This is a genomic window from Pseudomonas sp. NPDC096917, from assembly GCF_044762555.1.
Lineage (GTDB): Bacteria > Pseudomonadota > Gammaproteobacteria > Pseudomonadales > Pseudomonadaceae > Aquipseudomonas.
Map to the genome: position 1 here is coordinate 61,043 of NZ_JBIWEO010000014.1, position 23,173 is coordinate 84,215.

Sequence of the window (23,173 nt, forward strand, 5' to 3'; positions counted from 1 at the left end):
GCTCGCGCCTACAGGGGATTAGCGCGAGCTCAGGCCGTGGCCCGCAACTGGTTAACCCACACTTCGAATGCCACTGCGTCCAACGGCCTGCTGATCAAGTACCCCTGGGCCGTGTCGCAGTGCCAGCGCTTAAGCAGGTCAAGGCTGTGTTGGTACTCCACGCCTTCGGCCACTACTTTAAGCCCAAGGTTGTGGCTCATTTCGATGGTCGAACGCACGATCACGGCATCTTCACTGGCTTCGTCCAGGTTACGCACAAAGGATTGGTCGATTTTCAGCTCTTGCACCGGCAGCCGTTTAAGGTGTGCCAGTGAGGAATAGCCGGTGCCAAAGTCGTCCACCGACAGGCTGATGCCGCAGTCACGCAGCCCTTCAAGCACGGTGAGTGAGTGTTCGGGGTCGAGCATCACAGCACTTTCAGTGATTTCAAAAATCAGTTGCTGAGCCGACACCTGATAGCGGGCCAGCAACGCTGCAACCTTGGTCGCCAAGTCATCGCCGCGCAAATCAGCAGCCGAAATATTGATCGACAGTTGCAGGTGCAACCCTCGCTGGTTCCACTCGGCCATCTGCCGAATACCTTCCTCGATCACCCAGTCGGTCAGCAAGTTCATGCTGCCGGTGCTTTCGGCCAACGGGATAAATTCTGTCGGCGATACCCGTCCAAACTCCGGGTGCTGCCAACGCAGGAGCGCTTCGGCCTGGCTCACATGACCATTACGCAGGTCTAGCTTGGGTTGATAGTGGATAAACAATTCGTCTTCGCTCGCCGCCCGGCGCAAGTCGCGAATCAACTGGATCTGGCGCTGGTGCGCCAGGTCGCGGTCTTGCTGATAGACCTGCAAGTAACCCGGCGAAGACGCTGCATCATTGCGGGCAATGGCTGCTCGGGCGATCAAATCGTCGGCGGTTTGGCCGTGGATCGGGTACACCGATATTCCCATGCAAATTTCCAACTGCACGTCGTGCCCGTCAATGTTGAACGGCCGGCTCAATAATCCATGCAAGCGATCCGCCATCACGATCCCGGCATCCACCTGAGTCTTTTCAAGCAGAAGTAAAAACTCATTGCCACTGAGGCGTGCGGCGGTGGCGCTTTGCGCCAGCGTTTCAAGCAGCAGGCGGCTGATCTCGCGCATGATCCGTTCCAGCCCTTGCGGACCAGAGCTTTCGCTGATCAGACGGTAGTTCTCAATGCCTAAATAGATCAACACCACGCTGCGCCGAGCACTGATAGCATTGCCCAGACGCTCCATGACCAACGCGCGGTTGGGCAACCCCGTGAGCGGGTCGTGCAGCGCGTTATACGCCAATTGCTGCTCGCGCTCGGCAATCCCGTTTTGCATCATGTTGAAAGCGCGAGCCAGAAAACCCAACTCATCGCGGCGCTTAAGCAGCACTGGGGTTGAATAGTCACCCCGGCCAATGCGTTGCGCCGCTTCGGCCAGCAGGCTCACGGGGCGAGAGACTTCGCGGGCCAACCACAGCGCCCCCAATAAAGACGCCAATAAGGCGGCGAGGGAGATCCACAGAAACTTGCGGTCCAGCGAGGCAAAGGCTTGAAGGGTTTTATCCAGCGGGCTTTGCAACAAGGCCAAAACCTGGCCGTTGGCTGGGTCGCCGGAGTTGCCCAGTTGTAACACCTGGCCCAGGAAGCGTTGATCGCCGATCTCACAGAAGTGGGTCATGGGCCCCGCCGGATGTTCACGCAGAAACGCAACGATACCGGCGTCCATCGCCTCTGGCTGAGTGCTGATCAAGGTAGCGGACTGACCGTCTTTTATTGCCAGAAATGACACTTCGAGGTTGCTCAGGGTGCGCAGTTCGCGGGCAAACACGTTATTCATCGGCATGCCCGAAACGATCCGCATCACAGGCAAGGGCGCCAGTACGACACCCTGGACCATCATGTAAGGGCGCCCATCAAGCACACCAATCAGCATTGTCTGTGCGGCGCGCCGCGCATGCGCCAGGGCGTTGGCGTAGGGAAACACCGTTCCGGGCGGCAAGCTTTTCAGCGGACTGATGACGATCTTGTCTTGCAAGTCGAGGACAAACACATCACTGCCGCGAAGGCTCGGCTCGAAGGCCTCCAGCGCGTGTTCTATTTTCTGCGCACGGCCATCTACGGCAGCTTCGCGAAAGTCCTGGTCGTTGGTTAACCAGTTAAGGCCGTACTGAATACGGCGCCCGCGAAAGTCGATAAAACGCTCGAACACCCGAGTCCCGTTTTTCAGTTGCTCCTGGGCCTGATCGCTGGCAGCCGTCACGGTTGCTGCTTTCACGGCAAAATACACCGCACCGATCACCACCAGCAAAAGCAGCGCCAGTACCACGCTGATATGGGCCTGAAAGCTATTGCGCAGCTTCATGGGGTGCCCTCAATCCTTTGACGATACCCCGTCTTTTAGAAAATCCCTTAGGGTCTGTTCCCGTTTCATTGCAGCCGCGACGAAAGCCCACGTGGTGCAGGGCAAGGCGCGAGAAGCATAGTTTGGTTGTTCCCAATAAGCTTCGAGCAACGCCGCCCTGCGCCACGTGGACTTTCGTCCCTAGGGGCCTCGTGTCAAATTTAGCCAGGCTGTGTTGCAGAGCTTGGGAAGGGAACAACCATTCCCTTCGCTCTGCGCCTTGCCTGGCTAAATTTGACCCAGCGACGCGGCTTGCAATGAAACGGGAACAGACCCTAGGCATTCGTGCATCCTCTGCATCCTGATGAAAGTCAAATAACTGGCTTTCTGCTCAATCCTTTTTTTTTCAGCACCACGGCTTCGCGATAGAAGATCGCCTAATAAATACGGGCCGTCTACCGTCAAGTTGTTGGCGACAAAGCGCTAACTTTTGGCACGCATCACACCCGCCAGCGCCTGCCAGGAAAGAGTCGGGAGATTAGCCTAATGTGGGTCATTGGCTGATTTTCACGGTGAACAAAACTTCACCATTGAAACCTCTATCACAGTGCCCCATCTAAGACACATACCCCATTGCGCAGGTGCCCCATGAGCGACCAGCAGGATTTTACGGACAACACAGCTGAGTACACCGATGTAGAGCACACCGAGACCGAATCCACGGTACACACAGGAGGGACTGAACTGGCTCTGCCAGGGCAGAATCTGCCGGACAAGGTTTACATCATCCCGATTCATAATCGGCCGTTCTTCCCGGCACAAGTGTTGCCGGTCATCGTCAATGAAGAACCCTGGGCCGAAACTCTGGACTTGGTCAGCAAGTCGCCTCATCACTCGTTGGCGCTGTTTTTTGTCGACACCCCGACTGACGATCCGCGCCATTTCGACACCAACAGCCTGCCGGAGTACGGCACGCTGGTGAAGGTTCATCACGCCAGCCGTGAAAACGGCAAACTGCAATTTGTAGCCCAGGGCCTGAGCCGTGTGCGCATCAGCATGTGGCTCAAACATCACCGCCCACCGTATCTGGTGGAGGTCGAGTACCCGCAAGAAGTGAAGCAGCCCACCGATGAGGTGAAGGCTTACGGCATGGCGCTGATCAATGCGATCAAAGAGCTGTTGCCGCTCAACCCGCTGTACAGCGAAGAGTTGAAAAACTACCTCAATCGCTTTAGCCCCAACGATCCGTCGCCGCTGACCGACTTTGCGGCCGCGTTGACGTCGGCCACCGGCAACGAGCTGCAAGAAGTGCTCGATTGCGTGCCGATGCTCAAGCGCATGGAAAAAGTGTTGCCAATGTTGCGCAAGGAAGTCGAAGTCGCGCGGCTGCAAAAAGAAATTTCGGCCGAGGTAAACCTCAAGATCGGCGAGCATCAGCGCGAGTTCTTTCTTAAAGAACAACTCAAGGTCATCCAGCAAGAGCTGGGGCTGACCAAGGATGATCGCAGCGCAGACATTGAACAATTTCAGCAGCGACTGGAAGGCAAGAACCTGCCCGCCCAGGCGCGCAAGCGCATCGACGAAGAGATCAACAAACTGTCGATCCTGGAGACTGGCTCCCCCGAATATGCCGTCACCCGTAACTACCTGGACTGGGCCAGTTCGGTGCCGTGGGGCGTGTTTGGTCAGGACAAACTCGACCTCAAGCACGCGCGTAAAGTGCTCGACGCACACCACGCAGGGCTTGATGACATTAAAGATCGCATCCTCGAGTTCCTCGCCGTAGGGGCCTACAAAGGCTCCGTCAACGGCTCGATTGTATTGCTGGTCGGCCCGCCGGGCGTGGGTAAAACCAGTGTCGGCAAATCCATTGCTGAATCGCTGGGTCGCCCGTTCTATCGCTTCAGCGTGGGCGGCATGCGTGATGAAGCCGAGATCAAGGGCCATCGTCGCACCTACATTGGCGCCCAGCCGGGCAAGCTGGTACAGGCGCTCAAAGATGTTGAAGTGATGAACCCTGTGATCATGCTCGACGAAATCGACAAGATGGGCCAAAGCTTCCAGGGTGATCCTGCTTCGGCATTGCTTGAAACCCTGGACCCGGAACAAAACGTCGACTTCCTCGACCACTACCTGGACCTGCGTCTGGACTTGTCGAAAGTGTTATTTGTGTGCACCGCCAACACCCTGGACTCGATCCCCGGCCCCTTGCTCGACCGCATGGAAGTGATTCGCCTCTCGGGCTACATCACCGAAGAAAAAATCGCGATAGCCAAACGTCACCTGTGGCCTAAGCAGCTCGAGAAAGCGGGTGTTGATAAAACCAGCTTGAGCATCAGCGACAGCGCCTTGCGCGCAGTGATTGACGGCTACGCCCGTGAAGCCGGTGTACGCCAGCTGGAAAAACAATTGGGCAAACTGGTGCGCAAATCCGTGGTCAAGTTGCTGGATAAGCCTGACGCCGTAATCAAGATCGGCCCCAAAGACCTTGAAGCTTCGCTGGGTACCCCAGTGTTCCGCAACGAGCAGGTCATTAGTGGTACCGGGGTGATTACCGGCCTGGCCTGGACCAGCATGGGCGGCGCAACGCTACCGATTGAGGCCACGCGCATTCACACCCTCAACCGTGGCTTCAAGCTGACCGGGCAACTGGGCGATGTGATGAAAGAGTCTGCAGAAATCGCCTACAGCTATATCAGCGCTAACCTCAAACAGTTTGGCGGCGATCCGCGATTCTTCGACGAAGCCTTTGTGCACTTGCACGTGCCTGAAGGGGCGACGCCAAAAGACGGCCCAAGTGCCGGCGTGACCATGGCCAGCGCCTTGTTGTCTCTGGCCCGAAATCAGCCGCCGAAAAAAGGGATTGCCATGACTGGCGAGCTGACGCTCACCGGGTATGTTCTGCCGATTGGGGGCGTGCGTGAAAAAGTGATTGCAGCGCGTCGGCAGAAAATTCACGAATTGATCTTGCCCGAGGCTAACCGTGGCAACTTTGAGGAACTGCCGGACTACTTGAAAGAAGGCATCACCGTGCACTTTGCCAAGCGCTTTAACGATGTGGCTAAAGTGTTGTTTTAAAAAACCGTCGTCACAGCCCGTGCCACTGTAGAAGCGAGCGTGTTCGAGATCTTTTGATCTTTTAAAAGCTCGCTTCTCCAGTCGGGACTGCGCTGCAACCCGCTACAAAGCTGACTTTAGTAAACGCCCTGTTATTTCTGACAGTAGACACATGTTTTTTTCCCACCGTTAATAGCGCCTTAGCCGATACGAATTAACGTTAGGGCCTTGTTTATGACACACCATCATCCTGCCTATAGAAACCCTAAAGTCATTTGGCCTAAAGTCCAATTTCCAAAGGTGTTCAATCCCCGAACACGAGGCGAACTCCACGCCGAGGTGCTCGATAGACCCGTGTTTGCTGCACAAGAAATGACCTTCGCCAGCAGCCACAAAAAGATCATCATCACCGCAGAATTCGATGATTTCGGGTCCGAGAAATATCGCGCCATCGCCCTGAATCTGGACATTAATATCCAGTCAGGTATTTACCTGTTTAAAAAAGGCGAACCCGGGCCGGTGCTCTCGATGTCTTACATCGAATACGTGGAAGTTGATGGTCGTGGGATGTATCACTTGAACCAGGCCGATGTCGGCACGGTGCACCTCAGCGTGATCGAAAGTTGCTATAGCGCTCGCTTGTTCACGTTTGAAGGCCTGGACCATAACGACGAAACAGTGGAGATGTGCGGCGACTTCAAAATCAGCCCTCCCCACGCCGGCTTCTGACAAGCGGGCTGCTGCAAGACGACAAATGGCGCAGCCGCCATCATGGGTTATGCTGCGCGCTTGTGTTTGTCCGACCGGAGCCTTCAATGTCCCTCGCACGTCTTTTTGCCCTGCTCAGCGTCGGCTTGCTGACAGCCTGTGCACATCAGTCAGCTAACAACACCGTTACCGTTGAAGAACAAAGCGACTGCCCTGTTGAACTGCAAACGGGGCAAAACCTGATTGTTTCGTTGCCCAGCAACCCCACCACCGGCTATCGCTGGGCCATTCAAGACTCTGCGGGCGGCGTGCTGCGCAGCCTCGGCCCTGAGGTCTACCAAAGCAGCGATAACGGCCAACTGCTTGGCAGTGGCGGGCAATCAACATGGCGTTTTCAGGCATTTGCACAAGGCAGCGGGCGCTTGCGCCTGACCTCTCAGCAACCCTGGGAGCCAGAATCCGAACCCGCTGAAAGTTTCGACTGCCCAATCACCGTGAAATGACAGGGCGCGCGGTTTATCAGACAGACCGCGCATCCCGGCGCCAACTTGGCTAAAATGCGGCCCCTTTTCTACTACCCAGCGCCGGAACTGTCGTGAGCAAAGAACCTGACCGTATTTTCGCCCAGCCCCTGGCCCAGGTGCCGGACTTCGCCTTTAACGAAGACGTGGTGCGGGTGTTCCCGGACATGATCAAGCGCTCGGTGCCCGGTTACCCGACGATTGTCGAGAACCTCGGCGTACTCGCTGCCCAATTCGCCCAGCCCAACAGCGTGCTGTATGACTTGGGCAGCTCGCTGGGCGCCGTGACCCAAGCGTTGCGCCGCCATGTGCGCAGCGAGGGGTGCAAGGTGATTGCCGTGGACAACTCGGCCGCCATGGTCGAGCGCTGCCGCGAGTACCTCAATGCCCAGAACTCTATGTTTCAGGAGTTACTGCCGGTTGAGGTGATTGAAGGCGACATTATCGCGCTGGCGTTTGAACCGGCCTCGGTTGTGGCGCTGAACTTCACCCTGCAATTTATCGCGCCTGAGCAGCGCCTGGCCTTGCTCGGTCGGATTCGCCAGTCGTTGCTGCCGGGGGGAGCGCTGATTCTGTCAGAAAAGCTGCGCTTCAATGATTGCGAAGAGCACACGTTGCTGACTGATTTACACATCGCGTTTAAGCGCGCCAACGGTTACAGCGACCTCGAAATCGCGCAAAAGCGCAGCGCCATCGAAAACGTCATGAAGCCCGACAGCCTTGAAGAACACCGCGAACGCCTGCTGGCGGCCGGGTTTTCGAAAGTCGTGCCGTGGTTCCAGTGTCTTAACTTTGCCTCGTTGATTGCCTTGCCATGATTGATCTTTCCCCCCTCGCCCGCCGTTTGGCGGGCACGCCATTGGCTGAATGGGCGAACACCCTGCAAGCGCAACTCGACACCAAAATGGAGAAAGGCCACGGCGACCTGGAGCGCTGGCAAAGTGCGCTGGATGCATTGCCTGACGTGCTGCCGACCGAAATTGACCTGCTCAACGGCCTGACCCTAGACACCCACTGCGACGACGAGACCCGCGTGCAAATGCGCAAAGCGCTGCTCGGCTTGTCGCCGTGGCGCAAAGGACCGTTCGATCTGTTTGGGGTGCACGTCGACACCGAATGGCATTCAGATTGGAAATGGTCACGGGTTGCCCCGCACATCGACCTTAAAGGCAAACGCATCCTCGATGTTGGCTGCGGCAATGGCTATTACATGTGGCGCATGCTCGGTGCAGGTGCTCATAGCGTGATCGGTGTCGACCCGAACTGGCTGTTTTTCTGCCAGTTCCAGGCCGTGCAGCGCTTCTTGCGGCAAGAAGCTGCCTGGCACCTGCCGTTCCCGTTTGAAGACCTGCCGCCCAACCTCGAAGGTTTCGACACCGTCTTTTCCATGGGGGTGTTTTACCACCGCCGCTCGCCTATCGAGCATTTGCTGGCGTTGAAAGACTGCCTGGTCAAAGGCGGCGAATTGGTGTTGGAAACCCTGGTGATCGAAGGCGACGTGAATCAGGTGCTGGTGCCTGAAGACCGTTACGCGCAGATGCGCAACGTGTGGTTTCTGCCCTCGATCCCGGCCCTTGAGCGCTGGCTGCGCCGTGCCGGTTTCAGCGACGTGCGCTGCGTGGATGTGAGCATCACCACGGTCGAAGAACAACGCGCGACCGAGTGGATGAAATTCCAGTCCCTGAGCGACTACCTGGACCCAAATGACCACAGCAAAACCATCGAAGGCCTGCCCGCGCCAATGCGCGCCGTGATCGTCGCCAGGAAATAAAAGCCCCCTTTGCGCGTGCAAGCTGCCCCTGGCTGCGATCTTTTGATGCTGAAGATCAAGAGATCGCAGCCTGCGGCAGCTCCCACGCGGGTTTTAGGATTTAGCCCTGCGTGCCTTAAAGAACTCACTCAGGACAGTGCCGCACTCGTCAGCCAATACCCCGCCTTCAAACAGCACCCGGTGATTCAAAAAACCCTGGGTGAAGAATTGCCCCTGACTCTGCACAATCCCGGCCTTGGGCTCCAGCGCGCCGAACACCACCCGCGCCACTCGCGAATGCACAATCAAGCCCGCGCACATGCTGCACGGCTCCAACGTCACGTATAGCGTACTGCCGGGCAGGCGGTAATTGCTGACCGCAGCCGCGGCCGCACGAATGGCGACCATCTCGGCATGCGCGCTGGGGTCGCTGCCGCTGATCGGGCAGTTGAAGCCGCGACCGATGATTTCACCGTTTTGCACCAGCACCGCGCCCACCGGCACTTCACCCAGCGCTGCGCCCTGAGCAGCCAGCGCCAGGGCTTCTCGCATAAAGTCTTGATCGCGGCTGCGGTCAATGATCTGGGGTTGACGCCCTTGTCGCATCAGGAAACCTCAATAGCGGCCATGAGGCCGGTTTCCATGTGGTCAATCACATGGCAGTGGAACATCCACACGCCGGGATTATCCGCCACCAAGGCCACGCGGGCACGTTCGTTTTTACCTAACAGGTAGGTATCGGTGAAATAAGGGGTAATCTTTTTGCGGTTGGATGCCAGCACCTTGAAACTCATGCCGTGCAGGTGTATCGGGTGCTGGTACTGGGTCATGTTCTTCAATTCGAAGATGTAGCTTTGGCCCAGCTTGAGTTTTGCGATAGGTCGGTCAGCGCAGGTCTTGTCTTTGATGTCCCACGCCACGCCGTTGATCTGCCACAGACTAGGTGGCTGGTCCGCGTCCGGGTTCTCAGACACGGAGCCGACCCATTCAAAATTGAAATTAATCTTCTCGGCATTCGCCACATCCGGCTCGGCAATCGGATTGGCGGGCAATGCAGGCGGCCACTCGCCAGGCGCATCGTTATTGGCCACCGACAGCAGCGTGCCCAAACGCACCGGGCCATCTCGCAGCGACAATTCTTCGCCTGCATTCGGCGCCTTGATTGCCAGGCAAATACGCATGCCGGGGCCTAGCCAGTATTCCTTGCCCAATGGCCGTGGCTCGATGGGGTTGCCATCCAACGCATAGATGCGCGCTTGCACACCGGGAATATTCAGGCGGTAGGTCAAGGTGTTGTCGAGGTTGAGAATGCGTACACGGGTAATCTGCCCGGCGGGCAACTCAATAGTGGGCACATGCGTGCCATTAATCGTCGATAAGCGCCCAGGCGTGCCGCCGCGCGCGGCTTCGCGGGTGATGCTGAACGGCAGAAAGCCGCCTTCTTCATCCACGTGCCAGTTTTTGATGCTCAGGGTACGTTCATGCTTGAAGCCGGTGGGCTCACGCTCTTCGATAATCAGCGGCCCGACCAGGCCACGGCCCAGTTCTTCGCTGCTGTTGACGTGCGGGTGATACCAATAGCTGCCAGCATCGGGCACGCGGAATTTGTAATCGAAGTATTCGCCCGGCAACACCGGCAATTGTGAGACGTAAGGCACGCCGTCCATTTCCAGCGGCAGACGGATGCCGTGCCAGTGAATCGTGGTGGCGACGGGTAAATGGTTAATAAACCGCACCCGCAGCCATTCACCCTGACGCACCCGCAGCTCAGTGCCCGGCGCCGAAGGGCCAAAAGCCCAGGCTTGGGTCTGATGACCCGGCACCAGTTCAACGTCCAGCGGGGCGGCAATCAGTTCGTAATCATGACCGGCCTGCTCATCGGCCATCTTGCCCAACCAGTAACGCGAAGCGCCTCCTGCGCCAACACCCACCACTACCAGGCCGGCTAAACCACCGAGTATTTGTCGACGGGTAAAGGACATGGGATTCACTACCTCTCGTATCTGGCGCGGGTATAGAGCCCGCAAAAGGCGAATACGATACACCTGCAATTGCGAAACAGTAAGGGCGGGGTGTCGCCCCCCTTGTATTCGCTGACAAGGCATGAGGCTGCAATCGTCAGCGCAGCAGTCGTAAATCAGACGCCTCGGTCTATCAGACGCATTGAGTGTTGAGGTCTTACCGGCACTGCGCTCCCGATCGCAGCCTCATGCCTCGTCAGCGACGACAGATCGTTTGCACAGCTTAAAAGTTAAAGTCCCACCACCAAATGCACCACGCCACCTTCCAGCGCCATCACCCCCGGCACACCCGCCAGGCGCAGGGCTTGCGGGTCGATACGCGTGGCATCGTGGAGTTCGACGCGGATACGGGTCAGGGCCACGCGCTGTTCGGACTTGAGGTTGCTGGCACCGCCAAGCGCCGCCAAGACCGCCGCCTCCAGGGTCGAGGTAGATGTCTTCGGCTCATCCGCCACCAGATCCGGGGTCAGGGCTTTCCAAAACGCCTGCTGAAATTTTGCAAACATGTTCAGTTCTCCAACACCAGTGAGGGGGCGGCCTGGGCCGATTGCGGCTGTTGCAAAACGGCTCGAACCTGATCGGCACTTTCCAGCGCCAGCACCTGTTGCGCCAGGCGTTGACAGGCTGTGTAGTCCAGCTCGCGTACCCGCGCTTTAATCGCCGGAATCAACGGCACGCTCACCGATAACTCATCAACACCCAGCCCCACCAGCACCGGCACCGCCAGTGACTCGGACGCCAGCGCGCCGCACACCCCCACCCATTTGCCGTGGGCATGCGCTGCTTTGACGGTGTTGGCGATCAGGCGCAATACCGCCGGGTGGACGCTATCGGCCTGACTGGCCAGACGCGGGTGGTCGCGGTCCATCGCCAAGGTGTATTGGGTCAAGTCGTTGGTGCCAATCGAGAAGAAGTCGACCTCGGGCGCAAACAGGTCGGCCATCAAGGCGGCAGCGGGTACTTCAATCATGATCCCCAGCTTGGGCAACTGCTGGATGCCCAGGCGCTGCGCCTGTTCTGCCAGTAACTGGCGCGCCAAGCGCAATTCAGAGACCTGCGTGACCATCGGCAACATGATGTGCAGACGTGTCAGGTCGGCGCTGGCCAGGATCGCGCTGAACTGTTCACGCAACAGCTCTGGACGTTCCAGGCACAAGCGAATCCCGCGCATGCCCAAAAACGGGTTGGCTTCATGTGCCATCGGTACGTAAGCCAGCGGTTTATCGCCCCCTACATCCAGGGTGCGTACGACCAGGTTGTACTCAGGCCCCACGGCCCGGGCGATGGCGCTGTAAGTGGCGACTTGCTCATCGTGGCTGGGCGCACGACTGCGTTCCAGGTACAAGAACTCCGAACGCAACAAACCGACGCCTTGCGCGCCGAGTGTCATGCCGTGCTCCGCCTCGGCCAGTGACGCAATGTTGGCCGACACTTCGATGTGACGCCCATCACGCGTATCGGCCCGCAACGACGCGTGCGCCAGCTCGCGCTGCTGGCGCAGACGCTGTTGCTCGCGCTTGGCCGTGAGCTGTTCAATCGCCGAGTCACTCGGGTGCACGTGCAACTCACCCTGTTCAGCATCCAGTAACACCGGCGTCCCGCTGGCCAGCGACAGAACCCGTGCTGGCAAACCGCACATCGCGGGCAAGCCCAAGGCACGCGCCAAAATCGCGACGTGACTGGTCGCGCCGCCACCGACGGTGGCAAAGCCCACCACCTTGCCCGTGTCGAGCCCTGCCGTTTGCGACGGGCTGAGCTGATCGGCAATCAGGATGGCGTTGTTCGGCAGCGTTTGAATCGTGTCCTCTACCCGCAGAATCAGCTTGAGCACCCGCTTGCCGACATCGGCCAGGTCTTGAGCCCTTTCAGCAAGAAACGTGTTGCCCATATTTCGAAACCGTTTTTCGTTCACTTCAACCGCATCGGCCCACGAGAAGGCCGCACTTTTACCCGAGGCTAAAAGCGTTTGCGCATGTTCAAGCAGACTTGGGTCTTGCAGCAGCTCTCGGTGCGCACTGAAAATCTGCGTTTGCGGCCCCTGACTGAATTCGCGGCCAAGCGTATCGAGCGCTTGGTCGGCCTTAAACAAGGCGCGTTGCAATTGCGCCTGTTCAAACGATTCACCGGCGCCCGCTTCTGGGTAGTGCAGGGCTTGCTCGGCGATTTGCACCACCTGCCCAAACACCGCACCGGATGACGCACAAATGCCGCGCAACACCGTGTCATCCACGGCAGGCGATTCGCTAGCCGCCACCGGCTCGGGTTCCACCCCGGCGGGCGTAACAGCCGTGACCACCTCGCCGCAGCCCGCCAGCAACAATTCTGACAACACGTGAATGGCCTGCTCGGCATCGTCACCTGTCGCACTGACTCGTACCACATCGCCGTGGGTCGTTTGCAGGGTCATGATGGCGACCAGCGACTTGGCGTTGATGCTTTCTTGGTGTTTATGCAAGCCGATGGTGGCACTAAAACCCTTGGCTGCCTGCGCGAACACCGCTGCCGGACGCGCATGCAAACCGTTGGGATTGGGCAGTGCAATGGCCGCCGAGAACAGCGCCTCACCTTGGGTGGCAGTCACGCGGGGCGCTGTCTGCGGCTCGGTGGCGCCCAAGCGCAATACCGATTGGCCGCACTCGACCCAACCGCTGCTGCCCGTCTCAGGGGTAAAGCTTTCGCCGCTCACCACCAACATCAACGTCAGCAAGCTGCGGGCCTGCTGAGCGATGTAATCGGCATCAAACTCGATCAATGCTTGCCCGGCCGTAACCTGTTGCCCCTCTTTGACCAAGGCGGTAAAGCCCTTGCCGCCGAGGTTCACTGTGTCCAGACCAATGTGCAGCAACACTTGCATGCCATTGGCGTGGGTGATGCTGACAGCATGCCCGCTGTGTTGCAGGTTGCTGACCACCCCGGTCAGCGGCGCGCACAGCACCTGCGACGTGGGATCGATACACAGGCCATCGCCCATCAAGCGGCTCGAGAACACTGGATCAGGAACGTGATCCAGTGGCATCAGAACACCCGACAGCGGCGCCAGCAGTTCCAGTTGTGGGGATGTGAGCATGTGATTTCACCTGCGGTTGATTCAGTTAAATGCCGCTGGAGCGCGAGCCCCGCCAGCGTCGCTTATTTCCACCAGTACTCGATTTGTACACCGGCGTTTGACCCCTGCAGCGCCTTGCCAAAGGCGCCGCTGTCAGACAATGCCGAACCGGCGTCGAACTCATTGGCGGCTCGTTGCGCCGCCGCGTTCCAGCTGGCGTAGGTGTAGTACAAACGCACCTCGGGGCGCGCCCAAAAGCTTGGGCCGTTAGGGGACCACGTCGGCGCGAACGTAAACTTGCTCAGCTTGCGCGTGCCATCTGTGGCCTTGACCTGATCATGACCAAACTCGGTCACCAGCTTGAATTGCTCGGTGATCGCATAAGTAGGTCGCACGCCCAGCGAAAGCCACTCTTGGTTGCCACCGTCCGGACGGAAGTCCTTTTGATACACCGCTTCGACTTGCCCACCAAAGCGCGGTGTCACTTGCCAGTCGAAGAACTCAACGACCCGATAACGCTTGCTGCTGTTATCCAGTTGGGTATTGCCGGTGTAGCCCAGCCCGGTGCCGGAGCCTTCGCCGTACTGCACGGCGAACTTGTTTTTACCGCCCAGAAAATCGCTTTGCACGTGCTGCGCAGTGATCGCCCAGCCGCTGTGTGCATCAGTGCGCTGCGGTTTTTCGAGGTAACTGAGGCCGAACTCGAGCTGACCGCCAGGGTTGGTGTTGAAACCCGCGACGTTGAAATCGTGACGCGTGACGTAGTCTTCTTGATACAGGCTGTCTTTGCGCGACAGGGCGTAGCTGTATTTCAAACCACCGATCAACACGTCTTCGATACCGGCACCCGTGGCGCTCTGGTTCCAGTAGTAGAAGTCGGAAATGTGAATGTCGTTACGTTTGTAGTAACGCCGCCCGGCCCACACCGAACCGCCATTGAGGCTCGACAGGTTGGACCATTGCGCGTACAGCTGCGGCAAACGTGCCGAGCCGTTGTCGCCCTGAAAGGTCAACTGGCGGTTGTACTGGTTGTACAGGGAGGCCATGCCGTCGACGCTGAGTACCGAGCCGTCATCGAAGCTATAGACGTCCTGGCGTAGTTCCAGCTCTGCGTACTGTTCACATTCGTTGCCCAAGCGATATTTGGACTCGGCGCCGGGCAGTTTGAAACACGATTGTTTGCCACCTTCAAGCGAGTTGCCGATGCCGCTGCGCAGGTAACCCGCAAACTCCAGGGCGTTGGCTGAAAGAGGCGCCAACAGGCACACGCATGCGGTGAAAAGACTGCGGTTGAGTGTTGTGTTCATGAACGACCTTTTTATTTTTATTTTTTGGATATGAAACGTTTTGATCTGTGCAGGCGCGAGCTTGTCTCGCGATCTTTTGATCGTTAAAAGATCGCGAGCAAGCTCGCTCCTACCGTTTTTTGCGCCGAGCTATTTAAGATGCAGGGCGAACGACTCGTAGGGGCGCAAGGTGATACGCCGTGTACGCAACGGGCAGTCGCTGTAGTTGCTGATCAACAGCCGCTGCGTCATGCCTTCGGTGATCACCTCTTGCGGCAGTTCGATCTCGCACGGCGTGCCGTAGAAGTTGTTGAGCACCAGCAAGCGCTCCCCTGCACCTTCACGTACGTAGGCCCACACCTGCGAATGCTCAGTCAACAACTGGCGGTATTGGCCGTCACTCAAAAGCGGTTCATTGCGGCGCAAGGCAATCAGTTGGCGGTAGTGATGCAGCACGGAGTTTGGGTCGTTGCGCTGGTCTTCGACGTTGATGACCTCAGCGTTTTGAGGGATGCCAATCCACGGTTCAACGGTGCTGAAGCCCGCATTCGGCTGGTGATCCCATTGCATCGGTGTGCGGCTGTTGTCCCGCGATTTCTGCATGATCGCGGCCATGCAATCGTCATGCGACACACCGGCTTCGCGCTTGAGGCGATAGATGTTCAGGGTTTCGACGTCGCGGTACTGGTCGATGCGAACGAAGCCTGGGTTGGTCATGCCGATTTCTTCGCCCTGATACACATACGGCGTGCCTTGCAGGCAATGCAGTGCGGTGGCGAGCATCTTGGCCGAGACCCCATGAAACTCACCGTCATCGCCAAACCGCGACACGGCACGTGGCTGGTCGTGGTTGCACCAGAACAAAGCGTTCCAGCCGCCGCCAGCCTGCATGCCCACTTGCCAGTCGGACAGGATGCGCTTGAGTTCCAGGAAGTCGAAGTCGGCGCGCACCCACTTCTGCATGTTCGGGTAATCAACTTTCAGGTGATGAAAGTTGAAGGTCATCGACAGTTCTTTGCTCTCGGGACGCGAGTAGCGAATGCAGTGTTCAAGGCTGGTGGATGACATTTCACCCACGCTGACCAAATCGTGCCCGGCGAAGACTTCGCGGTGCATCTCTTGCAGGTACTCGTGCACGTTGGGGCCGTCGGTGTAGAAGCGCCGACCATCCGTGTTGTCTTGCGGGAAGTGCGCGGGTTTGGAGATCAGGTTGATCACGTCCAGACGGAAACCACCCACCCCCTTGTCACGCCAAAAGCCCATCAGTTTGTAGACTTCGGCGCGGACCTTGGGGTTGTCCCAGTTCAAGTCGGCCTGGGTGTGATCAAACAGGTGCAAGTAGTACTGGCCGGTTTGCGCCTCGTATTCCCACGCCGAGCCGCCAAACTTGGACTCCCAGTTGTTCGGCTGATCGCGCCAGATATAAAAGTCGCGATACGGGTTGTCGAGGCTGCTGCGCGCTTGCTGGAACCATTCGTGTTCAATGGAGGTGTGATTGACCACGATGTCGAGCATCAGTTTGATACCGCGCGCCCTGGCTTCGCTGATCAACACCTCGCAGTCGGCCATATTGCCGTAGCTCGGATCGATGGCGTAGTAGTCGCTGATGTCATAGCCATTGTCGCGTTGCGGCGAGCGCAGAAACGGCGTCAGCCACAGGTAATCAACGCCCAGCCATTGCAGGTAATCCAGTTTGTCGACCACGCCCAGCAAATCACCGGTGGCGTTGCCTGCGTGACTGTAAAAACTTTTTGGGTAGATCTGATAGATCACCGAACGCTGCCAGTCTTGCATGGGGGCTCCTCAAAAATAGGGGGGATGACCGATCAGGCGACGCGATAGCCGGGACGAATGATTTTCAGGCTCAGCGCGCACGTCAGGACAAAAGGCACGACAAGCGCAACCAGCATGCCGATCACGAACATCGGGATGTACTGGGGAATAATCGAGATAAAGCCTGGCAAGCCGCCGACCCCGATGGCCGAGGCCTGGACCTTGTTCAGCGACAGGAAAATGCTGCCCAGCGCCGAGCCGATCAAGGCGGCGTAGAACGGGAATTTGTAGCGCAGGTTGATCCCGAACATCGCGGGTTCAGTGATACCGAAATACGCGGATACCGCAGAGGTCGACGCCATGCTGCGTTCGCGCACGTTGCGGCTCATGTAGAAGACACCAAGCGCAGCGCTGCCCTGGGCAATATTGGACATGACAATCATTGGCCAGATAAACGTACCGCCCTGCGTCGAGATCAGTTGCAGGTCAACGGCAAGGAACATGTGGTGCATGCCGGTGATCACCAGCGGTGCGTACAGCAGGCCAAAAATCATCCCGCCCAGTATCGGCGCCAGGTCAAACAACATAACCACGCCTTCGGTGATCAAAATACCCAGGTGACGAGTCACCGGGCCAATGATGGCCAGCGCCAGCACGCCGGTAATGACGATGGTGGTGATCGGCACCACCAACAATTGAATGGCATTGGGTACACGTGCGCGTAGCCACTTTTCGATCACGCTCATGACGTAGGCCGCCATCAGAATCGGCAGGATTTGCCCTTGGTAGCCCACTTTCTCAATCTGGAACACTCCCAGAATGTTGAAGTACGGCAGGCTCTGGCCGTCGAGCCCGGCCACGGCCTTACCGTAGTTCCAGGCATTGAGCAGATCGGGGTGAACCAGCATCAGGCCGAGCACGATGCCGAGAATTTCGCTGCCGCCAAAGCGTTTGGCCGCCGACCAGCCCACCAGCGCGGGCAAGAACACAAACGAGGTGTTGGCCATCAGGTTGATCAGGCTCCACACGCCATCCAGTGACGGGTAGGCATCGAGCAGGGTTTTATCGGCGATGAACATGCCTTTGGCGCCGAGCAGGTTGTTAACCCCCATCAGCAGGCCGGCAATGATCAGCGCAGGCAGAATTGGCATGAACACATCAGAGAACACCCGCACCAGACGCTGCAGGGCATTGGTCTTGTCGGCGCCCTTTTGCTTGACGTCAGCAATGGTGGAGGCGGCGAGACCGGTTTGTTCACGCAAGGCGGCGTAAACCTTTTCGACTTCGCCTGGGCCAATCACCACTTGGTACAGGCCACCGGTGAAGAAGGAACCTTTGACCAGGTCAATCTGATTAAGGGTCGCGCTGTCTACCAGGCTCGGGTCTTTGAGCGCCAGACGCAGACGTGTGACGCAATGCGCCGCCTGCTCCAGGTTGTCAGCGCCACCGAGGCTGTGCAGTAACTCGCTGGCGATCTTTGAATAATCGTGGCTCATGCGTTGTCTTCCGCGCGAAATTTTTATTATGGAGCGTCGTTTTGGCAGCACGCCGAAGCGAAAAATACTCGTCTGTACGAGCTAAAGCAATAACTGGTATAGACGAGTTGGGTAAATTTTTTAAAACCCCCTGCTTAACTGTGCAGTAGTTGGCGATTACAACAATCAGTTACATCCAGAAAGCGCGCCTGAAAATTCCTAATTCTCCGGCTTTGCAGCGGGGCTTGCGCTGCCTACCCCCTGCCCTTAAGGTTCGGGACCTGAACACCCAACGGCAAAGACCCATCGTCATGACTAAATACAGCCAGATCTACACCGATCTGCTTGCGAACATCACCACTGAGCGTCTGGCGCGCGGTGCGCGCTTGCCGTCTGAAACCGAATTAATGACCCGTTACGAGGCCAGCCGCGGAACGGTGCGCAAGGCGATTGAGCAGCTTCAGGAACGCGGCTTTGCGCAGAAGATCCATGGCAAAGGCACCTTTGTATTGTCATCCAGCCCGATTGAGTTTCAATTGGGCGGCATCGTCAGTTTTCAGGAAACCTACCCAAGCCTGGGCAATGACGTGAGCACCGACGTGGTCGAGTTCACTCACTTTGTGCTGGAAGGCGCGCTGTGCGAGAAGATCGACGCACCAGCAGGCAGCCTGATTACCCGCATCAAACGGGTACGGCGGATTGACGGAAAGCGGGTGATTTTAGACATCAACTGCTTCGTCAGCGAGCTGATTCCAGGCCTGGATCAAGAGATTGCCCAGCACTCGATTTATGCCCATATCGAACAAACCCTGAACCTGCAGATCAGCTACGCACAGCGCACCATCGAAGCGGTGCCGCGCAGCAAGGACGATCAATTGCACCTGGATCTGGAGGGGCAAAGCCATGTGATTGTGGTGAGCAACCAGACGTTTTTGCAGGATGGTCGGCAGTTTGAGTACACCGAATCGCGGCATACGCTGGACAAGTTCTATTTTTCGGATATTGCCAGACGCTAAGTCAAAAAAACCTCACCCTCCGCGAGGGTTGGGGTGAGGGGCTTTTGCTTCACTTAGTGCTTGAACATCACATGCCGAACGGTGGTGTAATCCTCAAGCCCGTACATCGACATGTCTTTGCCATACCCCGAAAGCTTGGCGCCACCGTGGGGCATTTCGCTGACCAGCATGAAGTGTGTGTTCACCCAGGTGCAGCCGTATTGCAGGCGCGCAGCCAGGCGATGGGCGCGCCCGACATCATGGGTCCAGACCGAGGACGCCAGACCGTAGTCGGAGTCGTTGGCCCACGACAGGGCCTGGGCTTCGTCGTCGAACTCGGTGACCGTGACCACCGGGCCAAAGATTTCGCGGCGCACCACTTCGTCGTCCTGACGGGCACCCGCGAGCACGGTCGGTTCAAAGAAAAAGCCCGGCCCCGCAACCCGCTGGCCACCTGTCACGACGTCGATGTGTGACTGTTGTCGGGCACGCTGCACAAAACCTTCAACACGCTCCAGATGCTGCAAGGTAATCAACGGGCCTAGCTCGGTCTCTGGGTCATCCTGCAGGCCGTAGCGAATGCTCGATACTGCTTCTGCGAGTTTTCTTACAAACTCGGGGTAGATGCCTTTCTGCACATAAAGACGGCAAGCGGCCGTGCAATCCTGACCCGCATTGTAGAAGCCGAAGTTGCGCACCCCTTCGACGGCGGCGTCGATATCGGCATCATCGAACACGATCACCGGCGCTTTGCCGCCCAGTTCCATGTGCATGCGTTTCACGCTGTCGGCGGTGCCCGCAATAATCTGGCTACCGGTGGCAATGGAGCCGGTCAGCGACACCATGCGCACTTTAGGGTGGCTGGTCAGGGGCTTACCAACATTCATACCACGACCGAAGACCACGTTAACTACCCCAGCCGGGAAGATTTCCGCCATCAATTGCGCCAGCTTCAACGTACTCAACGGGGTTTGTTCAGACGGCTTGATGACCACGGTATTGCCAGCAGCCAACGCCGGGGCGAGTTTCCAGGCGGCCATCATCAGCGGGTAGTTCCATGGCGCGATGGAGGCCACTACGCCGACCGGATCGCGGCGGATCATCGAGGTGTGACCCGCCAAGTACTCGCCTGCTGCGCTGCCTTGCAGGCAACGGCTGGCCCCGGCGAAAAAGCGGAATACATCGGCAACACCCGGCAGTTCGTCGTTCAGTGCAGCGGTGTAGGGTTTGCCGCAGTTGTCGGACTCAAGACGCGCCAGCTCCAAGGCGTGGGCGTCGATGGCGTCGGCCAGTTTCAGCAACAGGTGTGAGCGGTCCTTGGGCGTGGTTTGCGACCAGGCTTCGAAAGCGGCATCTGCAGCACAGACTGCAGCGTCGACCTGAGCCAGACTGGCCTCGGAAATCTCTACCAGGGTGGCGCCCAGAGACGGGTTCAGCACCGACAGCTTTTCGCCTTCACCGGCGATGAGTTGACCATTAATCAGCAGGCAGGTTTGCATGGGTTCTCCTGTGGGCGGGATTGGCCACCGCCCTGAAAAAGTCGCAACCGCCCCCGCATGCGCACACACATGCGCATGGAAGGCTGCTACAGGTCTTTGGAAGTTAGGCGCCAGGCGCCCGGGAAATCAGAGCGCGGCTTCAGGCACTGCGGTGCTGAACAGCCGGGTTCGCAAGGCCAGGTACACCAGCCCCAGCAACACCCAGCAGCAACCGAGAATCAGCGCGTCCGAGTCGAGGCTGATCAGCATCCAGCCGGAGGTGAAGGCGCCCGCCAGCGGGAATAGCACGCCGCGCAGCACACCGGCCTTATCGCCGAGCGTGCGATCAAAGGTGAGTTTCAGCGCGCACAGGTTGACGGCAGTAAAGGCCAGGAAGGCGCCGAAGTTAACCAGCGAAGTAGCGGTGGCAATGGTCAGGCCAAACCCGACAAGGCCAAAGGCACCGGACAGTACGATGTTGAACACCGGGGTTTTGTAGCGTGGGTTGAGCACGCCAAACAGTTTTTGCGGCAGTTGGTTGTCACGGCCCAAGGCATACAGCAGACGACCGACACTGGCCTGGAACGACAGACCGGCCGCGAAGTGGGCAATGATGATGCCGGTCAGCACCACACCGAAGAACAGGTCACCACCGATGGTCTTGGCGATTTCGAACGCTGCGCCGTCGATGTTCTCGAACACGCCAATTGGGTGCGCCAGGTACATGAAGTACGACGAACCGATGTACAGGCTGCCGCCGATCAATGCCACCAGTAAAATAGCCCGTGGAATGGTGCGCTCAGGCTCTACGGTTTCTTCACTCAAGGTCGACAGGGCATCGAAGCCAAGGAACGAATAAGCGGCGATGGCGGCTCCGGCCATGGTGGCCGAGAACGGTACGTCGGCATTGAAGAACGGTTTGACGGACAGCAAACCGCCGGGGCCGTTGATCGCGGTGACGTAGTGCCAGCACAAGGCGATGAACACTGTAATGATCGTCAGTTGGATCAGCATCAAGATGATGTTGAAACGGTTGGCCACCTGAATCCCGAGAATGTTGAGCAAGGAGGTGGACACGATGAAGCCGGTGATCCAGCACCACTGCGGCACATCAGGGAACGCCAGGTTGAGGTAGCTCGCCCCCAGCAGCCAGATCAGCATCGGGATAAAGAAGTAATCGAGCAGTGCCGCCCAACCGACCATAAAGCCGATATTGGGATTTAGCATTTTTCGCGTGTAGGTGTACGCGGAACCGGCAGCGGGGAAAACCCGAACCAGTCGCCCGTAGCTCAAGGCAGTGAAGATCACCCCTATGGAAGCCACGACATAAGACAATGCCACGGTGTTCTGGCTGGCCTGAGCAATCACACCATAGGTGCCAAACACGATCAGCGGGGCAATAAAGGCCAGGCCAAACAGCAGCACGGAAACCGGCCCGAGGGTGCGACGCAGATGCGGAGTAGAGATCGATGCGCTCATGGGTCTGGCCTCAAGCGGTGTAGTTGTAGGCGGCACGAATCACATCGAGGTAGCTCTCGACGGTCATGTCTTTGGTGTTGCTCGCATCGGAAATATTGCTCTTGGACTTCTGCGCAATGGTCAGGAAGTCTTCTTCGCGAACCCCGGCCACGTCCGCGAAGCGCGGGATCCCCAGTTCGCGGTTCATACGGAACAACTGCTCCACGGCGGCTTGGGCTGCGTCGGCGGCGCTCAGGTTGGGGTCGATGCCCAGGGCATAAGCGACATCGGCGTGACGGCGCAGGTCAGCGTCGCGGTTATGGCTGAATACGAACGGGAGGAAGATTGCGTTGCCGACCCCATGAGGGGTGTCGTACATGCCGCCGATGGCTTCGGAAATACAGTGCACGCTGGCGATGTCGGCATTACCGAAGGCCATGCCGGCAATCAGGCTGGCAATCAGCATCTGCTCACGGGCTTCACTGTTGTGCGGGTCTTGTACAGCAGGCTTGAGGTTCTGCGCGATCAAGCGGATTGCATGCAGGGCCAAACCATCGCTGATCGGGTTAGCGGGCTTGCCGGTATAGGCTTCGATGGCGTGTGTGAGGGCGTCCATCCCGGTAGCGGCGGCGATGTGCGGCGGCAACGTCGCGGTGATGTCCGAGTCGAGCAACGCCAGAACCGGGCCGATGCGATAATCCAGCAGGCTCATCTTAAATTGGCGGCGGGTGTCGGTGATCACCGAAAAAAACGTCACCTCGCTGCCGGTGCCTGCTGTAGTCGGGATTGCCACAATCGGCAGCACCGGGCCTTTAAGGGTAAAAGCGCCTTCGTAGTCTTCAACCCTGCCGTCATGGGTCAGCAACACGCTGATCGCCTTGGCCGCGTCCATCGCGCTGCCACCCCCCACCGCCAGCACACCGTCTATACCCTTGCCGCGATAGAGGGCGGCGGCGCGATTGACGTCTTCGCTGCGCGGGTTGGGTTTAACGTCGGCGATCTCATCAAAGCGAACACCGGCCTGTTCCAGGCTGGTGTAGATGCTGTCGAGCAGACCGGCGTTCTTGACGCCCGGATCGGTGACCAGCAGCACATGACGCAAGCCGAGACCGGCTATATGCTCGCCGGTACGCTGGCGCAGGCCAGGTTCCATGACGATTTTGGTGGGTAGTAGAAACTGGAATTGCATGGGGAAGTTCCTCTCGCTCTGTGGCGCTCTTGCAATGTTGTCGTTATGGCAGACGAGTCAGAGAA

General features: G+C 58.2%; 17 protein-coding genes. 6 read left to right on the plus strand and 11 right to left on the minus strand.

Features of this window, described 5'->3' with window-relative positions:
- Window positions 1-29: 29 nt before the first annotated feature.
- Window positions 30-2,372 (minus strand): putative bifunctional diguanylate cyclase/phosphodiesterase, encoded by a 2,343-nt coding sequence (locus ACIQYF_RS17220; protein ID WP_402864260.1) that lies wholly within the window; start codon window positions 2,370-2,372, stop codon window positions 30-32.
- A gap of 627 nt (window positions 2,373-2,999) precedes the next feature.
- Here ACIQYF_RS17220 and lon point away from each other — a divergent pair.
- The 5 genes from lon to cmoB all read left to right on the plus strand — a co-directional run bounded on the left by lon (window position 3,000) and on the right by cmoB (window position 8,408).
- Complete coding sequence (lon, locus tag ACIQYF_RS17225; RefSeq protein ID WP_402864262.1) at window positions 3,000-5,429, plus strand: endopeptidase La; 2,430 nt, start codon at window positions 3,000-3,002, stop codon at window positions 5,427-5,429.
- Between the two features lie 333 nt (window positions 5,430-5,762).
- Entirely contained in the window at window positions 5,763-6,137 is a 375-nt protein-coding gene (locus tag ACIQYF_RS17230; RefSeq protein WP_402864264.1) for a hypothetical protein, read from the plus strand.
- Between the two features lie 86 nt (window positions 6,138-6,223).
- The gene (locus ACIQYF_RS17235) at window positions 6,224-6,619 is read left to right on the plus strand and encodes a protease inhibitor I42 family protein (protein WP_402864266.1); all 396 of its coding nucleotides are present in this window, start codon (window positions 6,224-6,226) and stop codon (window positions 6,617-6,619) included.
- A 92-nt stretch (window positions 6,620-6,711) separates the two neighbouring features.
- The gene (gene cmoA / locus ACIQYF_RS17240; RefSeq protein WP_402864268.1) at window positions 6,712-7,455 is read left to right on the plus strand and encodes a carboxy-S-adenosyl-L-methionine synthase CmoA; all 744 of its coding nucleotides are present in this window, start codon (window positions 6,712-6,714) and stop codon (window positions 7,453-7,455) included.
- A complete protein-coding gene (cmoB, locus tag ACIQYF_RS17245; RefSeq protein WP_402864270.1) occupies window positions 7,452-8,408 on the plus strand; it encodes a tRNA 5-methoxyuridine(34)/uridine 5-oxyacetic acid(34) synthase CmoB in 957 nt (318 codons plus the stop codon). Before cmoA ends, cmoB begins: the two co-directional genes overlap by 4 nt.
- A 93-nt stretch (window positions 8,409-8,501) precedes the next feature.
- Here the strand turns inward: cmoB and tadA are convergent, their stop codons facing one another.
- The 7 genes from tadA to treP all read right to left on the minus strand — a co-directional run bounded on the left by tadA (window position 8,502) and on the right by treP (window position 18,009).
- Complete coding sequence (gene tadA / locus ACIQYF_RS17250) at window positions 8,502-8,993, minus strand: tRNA adenosine(34) deaminase TadA (RefSeq protein ID WP_402864272.1); 492 nt, start codon at window positions 8,991-8,993, stop codon at window positions 8,502-8,504.
- Entirely contained in the window at window positions 8,993-10,369 is a 1,377-nt protein-coding gene (locus tag ACIQYF_RS17255) for a multicopper oxidase family protein (RefSeq protein WP_402864274.1), read from the minus strand. The genes tadA and ACIQYF_RS17255 overlap by 1 nt, the downstream gene beginning before the upstream one ends.
- 269 nt (window positions 10,370-10,638) lie before the next feature.
- Complete coding sequence (locus ACIQYF_RS17260; protein WP_402864276.1) at window positions 10,639-10,914, minus strand: PTS glucose transporter subunit IIB; 276 nt, start codon at window positions 10,912-10,914, stop codon at window positions 10,639-10,641.
- 2 nt (window positions 10,915-10,916) lie between these two features.
- A complete protein-coding gene (gene ptsP, locus ACIQYF_RS17265; protein ID WP_402864278.1) occupies window positions 10,917-13,475 on the minus strand; it encodes a phosphoenolpyruvate--protein phosphotransferase in 2,559 nt (852 codons plus the stop codon).
- A 62-nt stretch (window positions 13,476-13,537) separates the two neighbouring features.
- Complete coding sequence (locus tag ACIQYF_RS17270) at window positions 13,538-14,761, minus strand: maltoporin (RefSeq protein WP_402864280.1); 1,224 nt, start codon at window positions 14,759-14,761, stop codon at window positions 13,538-13,540.
- A 129-nt stretch (window positions 14,762-14,890) separates the two neighbouring features.
- A complete protein-coding gene (treC, locus tag ACIQYF_RS17275) occupies window positions 14,891-16,534 on the minus strand; it encodes an alpha,alpha-phosphotrehalase (RefSeq protein WP_402864282.1) in 1,644 nt (547 codons plus the stop codon).
- Window positions 16,535-16,566: 32 nt separating this feature from the next.
- A complete protein-coding gene (treP, locus tag ACIQYF_RS17280; protein ID WP_402864284.1) occupies window positions 16,567-18,009 on the minus strand; it encodes a PTS system trehalose-specific EIIBC component in 1,443 nt (480 codons plus the stop codon).
- Window positions 18,010-18,299: 290 nt separating this feature from the next.
- Between treP and treR the strand changes: the two genes are divergently transcribed.
- Window positions 18,300-19,004, plus strand: coding sequence for a trehalose operon repressor (gene treR / locus ACIQYF_RS17285; RefSeq protein ID WP_402864286.1), 705 nt, complete (start codon window positions 18,300-18,302; stop codon window positions 19,002-19,004).
- Window positions 19,005-19,057: 53 nt separating this feature from the next.
- Here treR and ACIQYF_RS17290 read toward each other — a convergent pair whose 3' ends face one another.
- The 3 genes from ACIQYF_RS17290 to ACIQYF_RS17300 all read right to left on the minus strand — a co-directional run bounded on the left by ACIQYF_RS17290 (window position 19,058) and on the right by ACIQYF_RS17300 (window position 23,108).
- On the minus strand, window positions 19,058-20,482 hold the full coding sequence (locus ACIQYF_RS17290) for a gamma-aminobutyraldehyde dehydrogenase (protein WP_402864288.1): 1,425 nt from the start codon (window positions 20,480-20,482) through the stop codon (window positions 19,058-19,060).
- 126 nt (window positions 20,483-20,608) lie between these two features.
- Window positions 20,609-21,940, minus strand: a complete 1,332-nt coding sequence (locus ACIQYF_RS17295) for an APC family permease (protein ID WP_402864290.1) — start codon at window positions 21,938-21,940, stop codon at window positions 20,609-20,611.
- A gap of 10 nt (window positions 21,941-21,950) precedes the next feature.
- A complete protein-coding gene (locus tag ACIQYF_RS17300; protein WP_402864292.1) occupies window positions 21,951-23,108 on the minus strand; it encodes an iron-containing alcohol dehydrogenase in 1,158 nt (385 codons plus the stop codon).
- Window positions 23,109-23,173 lie beyond the last annotated feature (65 nt).

Excerpts from the sequence above, each read along its gene's own strand:
- ACIQYF_RS17220 (WP_402864260.1), bottom strand. The coding sequence starts at position 2,372 with ATGAAGCTGCGCAATAGCTTTCAGGCCCATATCAGCGTGGTACTGGCG.
- lon (WP_402864262.1), top strand. The coding sequence starts at position 3,000 with ATGAGCGACCAGCAGGATTTTACGGACAACACAGCTGAGTACACCGAT.
- ACIQYF_RS17235 (WP_402864266.1), top strand. The coding sequence starts at position 6,224 with ATGTCCCTCGCACGTCTTTTTGCCCTGCTCAGCGTCGGCTTGCTGACA.
- cmoB (WP_402864270.1), top strand. The coding sequence starts at position 7,452 with ATGATTGATCTTTCCCCCCTCGCCCGCCGTTTGGCGGGCACGCCATTG.
- tadA (WP_402864272.1), bottom strand. The coding sequence starts at position 8,993 with ATGCGACAAGGGCGTCAACCCCAGATCATTGACCGCAGCCGCGATCAA.
- ACIQYF_RS17255 (WP_402864274.1), bottom strand. The coding sequence starts at position 10,369 with ATGTCCTTTACCCGTCGACAAATACTCGGTGGTTTAGCCGGCCTGGTA.
- ACIQYF_RS17260 (WP_402864276.1), bottom strand. The coding sequence starts at position 10,914 with ATGTTTGCAAAATTTCAGCAGGCGTTTTGGAAAGCCCTGACCCCGGAT.
- ptsP (WP_402864278.1), bottom strand. The coding sequence starts at position 13,475 with ATGCTCACATCCCCACAACTGGAACTGCTGGCGCCGCTGTCGGGTGTT.
- ACIQYF_RS17270 (WP_402864280.1), bottom strand. The coding sequence starts at position 14,761 with ATGAACACAACACTCAACCGCAGTCTTTTCACCGCATGCGTGTGCCTG.
- treC (WP_402864282.1), bottom strand. The coding sequence starts at position 16,534 with ATGCAAGACTGGCAGCGTTCGGTGATCTATCAGATCTACCCAAAAAGT.
- treP (WP_402864284.1), bottom strand. The coding sequence starts at position 18,009 with ATGAGCCACGATTATTCAAAGATCGCCAGCGAGTTACTGCACAGCCTC.
- treR (WP_402864286.1), top strand. The coding sequence starts at position 18,300 with ATGACTAAATACAGCCAGATCTACACCGATCTGCTTGCGAACATCACC.
- ACIQYF_RS17290 (WP_402864288.1), bottom strand. The coding sequence starts at position 20,482 with ATGCAAACCTGCCTGCTGATTAATGGTCAACTCATCGCCGGTGAAGGC.
- ACIQYF_RS17295 (WP_402864290.1), bottom strand. The coding sequence starts at position 21,940 with ATGAGCGCATCGATCTCTACTCCGCATCTGCGTCGCACCCTCGGGCCG.
- ACIQYF_RS17300 (WP_402864292.1), bottom strand. The coding sequence starts at position 23,108 with ATGCAATTCCAGTTTCTACTACCCACCAAAATCGTCATGGAACCTGGC.